An 8,553-nucleotide genomic window follows, 5' to 3' on the forward strand; every position below is an offset into this window, starting at 1 on the left:
CAAGTCAGGAAGCTAGGGGCGTGCCGGCGCCGGAAACCGAAAAACTTGCGTGCTGAAACCCGAAAGAAGGGCGCGCTCTTTTCCGCAAGTGAGACTTGACTAAACACAGGCGCGCACGGCGTCCTCGCCGCAGCCGACCAGCTCGGCCGCCTCCCTCCTGCTCATGCCCTCCCCGAGCGCGAGCAGCGCCAGCTCCACGTCCTCCCTCGAGTACATGCGGACCTCCGTTCCGGACCCCATGGGTCCAACTTTTCGCCCGCATCCCCTTGAGCCTCGATGCGACTCTCTTACAATGGGAAAACGATACGTATATTCCCATTCATTCGGCAAGTAGCTAGGAAGTGGGTTACAGATTTTCACGCTGTGGACTAATTACCAACTGGGAGGCGGATACTTGTGAAAGTTGATATTACAAATTTAAGAAATATCAAGTCGATGACATTTGAGATACCCGATGGAAAGGTGTCACTTCTCACGGGATCGTCCGGCTCCGGTAAATCGTCTATCGCGGTTGCAATTAACGGAGAGTTCGATTCGGATGATGCTCGTGCTGGTACAGATCCAAGTACAATGAAAGTGACAACATCTTCCGATCGTTTGTCCGTTAAGACATTTAATGTTGATACGGAACGAAGACTATATGCCGACGAATTGTCATCGGGAGTTTATGCCATTGTTATGGCTAACGACGATGAATATGAAAATGCGAAAAGCGAATTCGAGCATAGCGTTAAAAAGATCAAAAGCTACGAGGATGCTCTTGTAGAACGCAGAGCGAAGATCAACACCTTATTTAGCTCAACGAAAACGGCATTTAAGAACGATGGCGATTTTACAAAGCGCTCAATGATTGGATCCGCAAGAAGCGCCTTGCTGAACTCTCCATCCCAAAGGATTGAACTCATTCAAAATGCCGGCGGCAAATATCTGACTTGGCTTATCGACGGCGTAAGCTTTTCCCAATGGCGCGATGAGAAAACATGTCCATTTTGTCTATCTAACACAGTTTCGCAAGAGAGAATTGATTATCTAGACGTAGTTACAGACACCACAGAGACTAAAGGATTTGACTATATTCCAACTATCGAATCGTCCCTTCGCGCTGCGGGCGTCGATTTTGGCGACTTGTACGACAGCGAGGAATTTGCCTCTGCTGCAAAGCAAGTAGCTGCGCTCAACGCAGAGTGTCAAGCGATTGACGCATTGCTTGCTTTTCTGCATGCAACCTCATTTGATCTAAGAGAGAATACCAATCTCCTTGATTCGGTTGATCCCAGTAACAAAGCCTATCAGCAATTCAAGGGACTTGATGCCGCAATTAGAACCGCACAAGGTTCATCAACTCGCGTGAAAAGGGCTTTTGGTGAAATGCGAGGAGCGTTTTGCCGGATAGTTCAAACTAATCAAAAAAAGATAAACGACTATTTACGACGATTCGATATTCCGTATTCTTTCAAAATTCTAAATATGAGCGTTGAGTCGCAAGAAGCAAATTATCTTCTTGTCCATAATGATTCGTCTTCTGATCATGATTTTAGAAAGAAGCTCTCGTATGGAGAGCGTAATGTTATCGCATTGATTTTCTTTCTGCTTCAACCCATGAATACGGAAGATCTAATCATCATTGACGATCCAGTATCTTCTTACGACGAATATAGAAGAGAGCAAATATATAAGCTCATCATTGATCAGGACTGGACGAATACAGTTCTTCTTTTATCGCACGATCATGTATTCGCCAAGTATGCTCTATTTCACTATAGAGAATCAAAACGACAGCAGGAGCTGAACAGGAGCCTGTCCTCTTTTGATGAACATGTGCTGAAGCGAACGGGGGAAGTCCTGTATCTGGTTAATGAAAATGGCTTCGCAAGTACCAAAAGAATTTCCGTTGATGATTACGACACTATGACGAATCACATTCTAAATCGGTTGCGAACCTCGGATTTGTCTTACTACCAACAAGTCATCAATCTGCGTTTGTTTTACGAATGCTCACGCAACAAACAAGATGACAAGTATATTTATGGCTATCTGTCTGCAATACTTCACGCTCCAAAAGCTGATGATTTTGAGCAGTACAAGCAACTCGTTCTTTCATCCCTTTCACAATACGGTCAAAACGAAGCAGACCTTCGCGATAGCATTGAGGAAAGGACAGGGGTTCTTCTTTCGCCGCTAGATGAAGTAACGAAGCAAGATATAGATAATCGTGAAGGATTTCTTCTGATTGAGAACATTGCTGCACTTCGTGAAATAGAGGAGAATAAAGAAGTAAAAGCAGAAATGAGCGATCTTGTTCATATGAATGCCGCTCTTGTTTATTGTCTTAATCCCTACAAGTTCTATTCTTGCTCAAGAAGATTACTTGCGGAAATCGATTATTTCACTCATGAATCGCAGGCATAATGCTTCGGCATGCGCCCCATTCGTAGAAAATCACGAATGGGGCGCATTTTGTGTGTGGGTACGGGGCCTATTCAATCAAATGCCAAATATCAGTTATTAAGAGGCAATCAAGCTCTCGAATATGCCTGCGCAGCAAACCGTCAGTTTTCATTACTGGACGCAAATCGCAATAATAAACTCCATCCAAAGGATTTAGGTACCGTCAAGATTCTTGCGCACTTTCCGACAGCCCCTAGGCCCGCCGTCCGGTGCGGCTACTCGTCCAGCAGCGTCACGTCCAGGCAGCGGCGGGAGCCCCACTCGCTCTCGGCGACGTACTTGAGCCTGGCGGTCACGAGCATGAGGGCGGACCTCCCGTCGGGGAAGGTGCCCACCACGCGGGTGCGCCTGCGAATCTCCTGGTTGAGGCGCTCTATGGCGTTGTTGGTGCGTATGCGCCGCCAGTGCTCACGCGGGAAGCGCGTGTAGGTCAGGGTCTCCGCGTACCCCTCGCGGACGACCTTGGCGGCCTCCCCGAGCTTTGACGCCTCCAGCTCGGATGCGACCTCGAGCGCCTTGGCCTCGGCCGCCTCGCGCGACTCCATGGCGTGGACGGCCTTGAGCATGGCCGCGACCTTCGGCCGCTTGGACTTGGGGACCCTGGCCACCACGTTGCGGTAGAAGTGGACCGTGCAGCGCTGGTAGGCGGCCCCCGGGAACACCTCGGCGATCGAGCCGACCATGCCGGCCGCCTTGTCGCCGGTGAACATCCTCACGCCGCGCAGGCCTCGGGACTTCAGCCACGAGAGGAACTCGCGCCAGCACTCGGTCGACTCCGTGAATTCCTCGGCCGCGCCGATGACCTCGCGGTAGCCGTCGTCGTTGACGCCTATGGCCACCGTCACGGCCACGCTCTCGTAGGAGCCACCCCACGACCTTTTGAGGTAGATGCCGTCGACGAAGACGTAGGGGTACGCCCGGTCGAGCGGGCGGTTGCGCCACTCCTCGACGGACGCGAACGCCCTCTCGTTCAGCTTGGAGACGGTTGACGCCGACACGGACGATCCCCACAGGATCTCGGAGACGTCCTCGATCCTGCGCGTCGAGACGCCCGCGAGGCACGTCTCGATCATCGCCTCCTCGACCGAGGTCTCGCGGCAGCGGTAGCGCTCGATGATGGCCGTCGTGAACCTCATGCCCCTGAGCTTGGGCATGCGGATCGTCACCTCGCCGGACGACGTGGTCAGGCTCCGCTCGTAGTGGCCGGCGTGGTAGGCCTCGCGCTCGGCGGTCCGCCCGTGGCGCTCGGCGCCGACGAGGTCGCCGGCCTCCTCCTCGAGCAGGCCGTTCAGGGTGTCCTCGACGGTTCTCCTGACGAGCTCGCGAGGGTCGGACTTCAGGGTCTCCTCGTTGAATGCTATGATTGGCTCGGGCATGGTCTTCCTCCAGTCTGATCGAATCTAGGCAACTCGAATCATACCGGGGCGGGCCGTGCCCTCCTGTCTATCTGGACGCTATGCTGCTGTCAAAGTGCGCAAGAAATTGTACGTTACCCCGGCGAAGCTGAAATACATCATGGGCCATTCCGACATAGAGGTGACGTTCAACACGTATACCCACCTCGGTTTCGATGACGTGAAAGCGGACATGCTCGGTTACGAATCCGGGGCGGCGTAGGAAATCGTAAAACGTCTCTGTTTACGACGATTCTTACGACGTTGACGGCGGAAAAACCCGCTCATTTATGAATTGATTTGATACTCTGTATTTAATCGAGGAATCAACAATATGCTGTTTACCTGCGGATATCCTGATATATGAGAGGTTTCATAGAATGATAAAAATCATGTTCGTCTGCCACGGCAACATCTGTCGCTCGACGATGGCTCAGTTCGTGATGGAAGAGCTCGTCCGACGCGCCGGACGGGAGGGGGAGTTTCGCATTGACTCGGCCGCGACGAGCACCGAGGAGCTGGGGAACCCTCCGCACCCCGGGACCGTGCGTCGGCTGCGTGCCGCGGGCGTGCCCGTGGGTGCCCACCGCGCGCGGCAGGTCCGCCGCGGCGAGTACGCGCACTGGGACCACATCGTCTACATGGACGCGGAGAACGCACGGGGCCTTGCCCGTATCCTTGGCGGGGACCCGGAGGGCAAGGTGAGCCGTCTGCTCGACTGGACCGCCCGCCCCGGCGACGTGGCCGATCCCTGGTACACCGGCGACTTTGACGCCACGTACCGAGACGTCCTGGAGGGCTGCGAGGCGCTGCTCGCGGCGCTGTAGGGGGCAGAGCCGCTGGAGTCAGAAGTCCGATGCCGCATAGGCCGACAATCTTGCCGGTTTTTCCGCAAATTTGTCGGGTTGTGCGACCTTGGTTCTCTACGAGTTGGGTACGGTCGTCTGTAGGAGCTGTGCGGCGACCGCATAACGTGCCGAGGGGGTGACGCAATGGCGGGATTTCGGGGTCTGTCCGTGGTGCGCGGCCTCGCCGCCTCCGCGCTCGTATCCAGGCTGCTTCCGGTCGTCCTGGGACCGCAGCCCGACGCGGGCCACGAGGAGCTGGGCCCGTACCTGGGCGGCGGGGGCGACGCCCGTGTGCGAGAGATGTCCCCGGGCGTGAGCGCCCACGAGAGCGAGGTCCTGGAGTGGGACCGCGCCGAGGAGGCGGATCGCACCTGGCACTGGCTGCAGGGCCAGCCGCAGGGCTTCGAGCGCGTCGAGGTTGCCTCGGACGACGGCGTGCGTCTCGCGGGGCACGTCCTCGCGTGCTGCCCGGACTCCCCGCGCTGGCTCGTCTTTGTCCACGGCTACCACGACAACTGGCGGACCGGCCTCACCTACGCGCGCCGCTATGCGGTGGCGGGGTTCAACCTGCTCTTCGTGGACCTGCGCGCGCACGGCGAGAGCGGGGGCGACTGGGTGGGCGCAGGCTGGCTCGACCGTCGCGACCTCGTGGCGTGGTGCCGCTGGGTGGTTTCCCGGGCGGGGGAGGGCACGTGCATCGCGCTCGCCGGCATCTCGATGGGAGCCGCGTCCTGTCTCATGGCCTGTGGCGAGAAGGACCTGCCGCCGCAGGTCCGCGCCTGCGTCGCGGACTCGGGATACGCGGACTTCTGGCGCACGGCGGAAAACGTCGTGGAGACGGGCTCGCTCGGGACGCCTGCGGCCTTGGCGCACCCGTTTCTGGACGTGGCGCGGCGTCGGCTCATGAGGGAGCGAGGCGGCTACGACATCAGGCTCGCACGGCCGGTGGACGCACTCGCCCGCACGCATGTGCCGGTCCTGCTCGTCCACGGCGAGGCGGATTGCGTAGTGCCCGTGAGCATGGCGCACGAGCTCGCCGCGACGGGCGGCGGTCACCAGCTGGAGGTCTTCCCCGGTGCCGGCCACTGCTGCGCCGTCTTTGCCGACCCAGAGCGCTACTGGGGCTGCGTGCTTGGCTTTTTGGGGAGATGGGTGTAGGGGGTCTGTTTCCGCTAGCCGAGTCGGGCGCGGGCTCCGCGGAATGGCCTTCGGATTTGGGCAGTTTTGCTCCCGTTGGGGTTCATACTGCACTCAGTTAGTTGAGTGAGTGGGGGCAGACATGGGTTCCGTGACCATCGAGCAGCTGCGCGGAGAGACGTACACGGGTGGCGATCCCGTCGTCAAGGGGATGTACGCCAGAAACGCCAAGCACCTGGACGAGGTGCTCGCCGGGGTGAGGGGCGGCTCCGTCGTCCCGCTGCTCGGCGCCGGATTCTCGGCGGGCTCCATCCCGCTGTGGCGCGGGGCGCTCCTCGGCTGGGCCAGGGAGCTCGGCCCCGCCGTCGAGGTCGAGGTCACGGGTCGCCTCGACGCGGGAGACTTCGAGGGCGCCGCCTCCCTCGTCGAGTCCGAGACGGGCGCGAACGCCTTCCGCGACGCCTTCGGGCGGACCTTCGGGGAGGGCGTCCTCGACGGGGCGTTCGAGAGGCTGACTCCCGAGAGGCGGGGCATCCCCTCCGCGTTCCGCGGGTTCGTGCTCACGACCAACTACGACCGGCTCATAGAGAGGGCATACGAGGCGGCGGGAGTGCGACTCGAGGCGGTTTGCCCGCACACCGCCTACCATCTCCCCCAGGCCGCCGGCGGGGTGCAGGGCAACAAACCCCTCCTCCTCAAGCTCCACGGGGATGCGTGGGACCCGGCCAACGCCGTCATCACCCGGGAGGACTACGACCGCGCGTACGGGACGGGCGGCGAGGGCGCCCCGCTCGTGGAGGTCATGAGGCGCGCCTTCACGGGGAGGCGGGTCCTCTTCCTCGGCTGCTCGCTCGTCGGGGACCGCCCCCTCGACGTCCTCCACGGCTGCTGCGAGGGGACGACGCACTACGCTCTCGTGGAGCTGCCAAAAGAAACCGACAACCCCGCCGACCCGCTTGCCCCCGCGCTCGTCGGCCCCGACGGGAGGCAGGCCCCCGCGTACCGCGAGGCGCGCCTCAGGCTCGACGCGCTCGGCATCCGCCCGATCTGGTACCCCCACGGACAGCACGAGGCGCTCGACGCGCTGCTGGGTTGGCTCGAGGGGGAGCTCGATTCTGACTCTGCCTCGACATCAGTAAGTCCTGTCTCGATTCCCGATTCAACCTATGGAAAACCCGTAGGTCGTAAGAAGGAAATCAGCAAAGTCGTCAGGTCCCTCTCCGGAGAGCCCTCGATCACCCTGGTCACCGGCCCCGGCGGCATCGGCAAAACCGAGGTCTGTCGCGAGGCACTGAGGAGGCTCCGGGACAAGGGTCGCAACGTCGTCTACGCCGAGACCGCGAACAGGGAGTCTGCTTGGGCCCAATGCGACGCCGTCGCGGAGGCGCTGTCCGTCCCGAAGATGGAGCAGCGCGAGGGCGTCCGCACTGCGGACTACGCCCGATATCTCACGGACAAGCTCGCTGATCTGGAGCGTCCTGTCGTCTACCTCGACAACTGGGAGGACGCCTGGGTCGCCTCCGATGAGGAGGGGCGGAGGGAGCTCGTCGGCCTGCTTCAGAACCTTTGCGGCGGGGGCTCATCCATCCTCGTTTCGAGTAGAGAGATTGCAGCGGACTACGAGACGGGGGCTATGACTATCGAGATTCTCGGTCTCGAAAGGAAGCCTTCAGTAGACCTCTTCCGAAAGGTCTTCCGCATGAAAGGGGGCTCACCAGACCCTTCAGGTTCTGAGTTCGAGGAGCTAATCGGCAAGCTCGAGGGCCATCCCCTTGCGACCGTGCTCGCTGCTACGCTCGCGGCGCGTTACCCCTCCTGTGGCGACGCCCTAGGTCACTGGGCCAAGGCCTCCCAGAACGCAAAGAATTCCCGGCACGACAGCCTCGAGACAGCGCTCCACCTGTCCTGGGAGGCGGTCGCCGATGCCCCGCTCGCCCACGAGCTGTGGGGCGTCATGGCGCTCACGCCCGGCGACCTGCCGCGCGCGGAGCTCGACGCGCTCGCTGACCTCTCGGGGGCCGATTCCGATGACTGGCTGGATGCCTACGCCCGCCTGAGGGGCGCGAGCCTCATGACAGCCTCGGGGGACGGCTCCCCGTCGATGCTGCGCCCCGTGCGAGAGGCGTTCTTCAGTCTCGCGAGCGACGACATCGTCGACCGCTGTCTCAGCCTGCTCACGAAGAGACTCGTCGGGGTCTTCGAGGCCGACGACAACGGCTCCGGCGTCCTCGGTACCGGCGCCGGTGACGCCCACGCCCACGCCCTCGCCTCCCTCCCCCGTGCCCTCTTCCTTCTCGGCCGCTCGCTCGGCCTCCGCGGGCTGGGGGCGGGCGCGCCCGAGCTTGCCCAGGCTCTTATCAACCACTACCAGTTCGACTGGGAGGCGTCCCGGCCCGTGCTCGACGCGCTGCTCCGCGCTGCCCGGGATGCGGGGGACGACGACCTCCACGCCCTCGCCGCGTGGGCGTCAGCGGAGTGCGCGATGCGCCAGGGCAGGCTCGGCGACGCAGAATCCCTGCTCGAGGAGGCCGAGCGCCTCCACCGCGAGGCCGGGAGCACCCTCGGGACGGCGAACGACCTCTCGATCCGCGCCCAGCTCGCCATGCGCCAGGGCAGCCTCGGCGACGCAGAATCCCTGCTCGAGGAGGCCGAGCGCCTCCACCGCGAGGCCGGGAGCACCCTCGGGACGGCGAACGACCTCTCGATCCGCGCCCAGCTCGCCATGC

Annotated in this window: 7 protein-coding genes; 5 read left to right on the forward strand and 2 right to left on the reverse strand. The window is 60.7% G+C overall.

Features of this window, described 5'->3' with window-relative positions; all coding sequences use genetic code 11:
* Positions 1-99 precede the first annotated feature (99 nt).
* The gene (locus tag B5F84_RS09610) at positions 100-240 is read right to left on the reverse strand and encodes a hypothetical protein (RefSeq protein ID WP_158094527.1); all 141 of its coding nucleotides are present in this window, start codon (positions 238-240) and stop codon (positions 100-102) included.
* Positions 241-396: 156 nt separating this feature from the next.
* Between B5F84_RS09610 and B5F84_RS09260 the strand changes: the two genes are divergently transcribed.
* Complete coding sequence (locus B5F84_RS09260) at positions 397-2,409, forward strand: AAA family ATPase (protein ID WP_143786089.1); 2,013 nt, start codon at positions 397-399, stop codon at positions 2,407-2,409.
* A gap of 254 nt (positions 2,410-2,663) precedes the next feature.
* On the opposite strand, the gene B5F84_RS09265 is transcribed toward B5F84_RS09260, so the two are convergent.
* The gene (locus tag B5F84_RS09265; protein ID WP_087323265.1) at positions 2,664-3,824 is read right to left on the reverse strand and encodes an IS256 family transposase; all 1,161 of its coding nucleotides are present in this window, start codon (positions 3,822-3,824) and stop codon (positions 2,664-2,666) included.
* Positions 3,825-3,918: 94 nt separating this feature from the next.
* On the opposite strand from B5F84_RS09265, the gene B5F84_RS09615 reads away from it, so the two are divergent.
* The 4 genes from B5F84_RS09615 to B5F84_RS09280 form a co-directional block, all read left to right on the forward strand.
* Positions 3,919-4,065, forward strand: a complete 147-nt coding sequence (locus B5F84_RS09615; RefSeq protein ID WP_158094528.1) for a hypothetical protein — start codon at positions 3,919-3,921, stop codon at positions 4,063-4,065.
* 157 nt (positions 4,066-4,222) lie between these two features.
* On the forward strand, positions 4,223-4,669 hold the full coding sequence (locus tag B5F84_RS09270; RefSeq protein WP_087323267.1) for a low molecular weight protein-tyrosine-phosphatase: 447 nt from the start codon (positions 4,223-4,225) through the stop codon (positions 4,667-4,669).
* A gap of 165 nt (positions 4,670-4,834) precedes the next feature.
* Positions 4,835-5,848 carry an alpha/beta fold hydrolase gene (locus B5F84_RS09275; RefSeq protein ID WP_087323270.1) on the forward strand — a complete coding sequence of 338 codons (1,014 nt, stop codon included), beginning with the start codon at positions 4,835-4,837 and terminating at the stop codon, positions 5,846-5,848.
* A 121-nt stretch (positions 5,849-5,969) separates the two neighbouring features.
* On the forward strand, positions 5,970-8,553 hold a 2,584-nt coding region (locus B5F84_RS09280), incomplete at its 3' end, for an SIR2 family protein (protein WP_087323273.1).

The organism is Olsenella sp. An290, from assembly GCF_002159535.1.
Taxonomy (GTDB): Bacteria; Actinomycetota; Coriobacteriia; order Coriobacteriales; family Atopobiaceae; genus Thermophilibacter.

What these genes read in the sequence shown, in the direction of transcription:
- B5F84_RS09610 (WP_158094527.1), bottom strand. Translation starts at nt 240, where the DNA reads ATGGGGTCCGGAACGGAGGTCCGCATGTACTCGAGGGAGGACGTGGAG.
- B5F84_RS09265 (WP_087323265.1), bottom strand. Translation starts at nt 3,824, where the DNA reads ATGCCCGAGCCAATCATAGCATTCAACGAGGAGACCCTGAAGTCCGAC.
- B5F84_RS09270 (WP_087323267.1), top strand. Translation starts at nt 4,223, where the DNA reads ATGATAAAAATCATGTTCGTCTGCCACGGCAACATCTGTCGCTCGACG.
- B5F84_RS09275 (WP_087323270.1), top strand. Translation starts at nt 4,835, where the DNA reads ATGGCGGGATTTCGGGGTCTGTCCGTGGTGCGCGGCCTCGCCGCCTCC.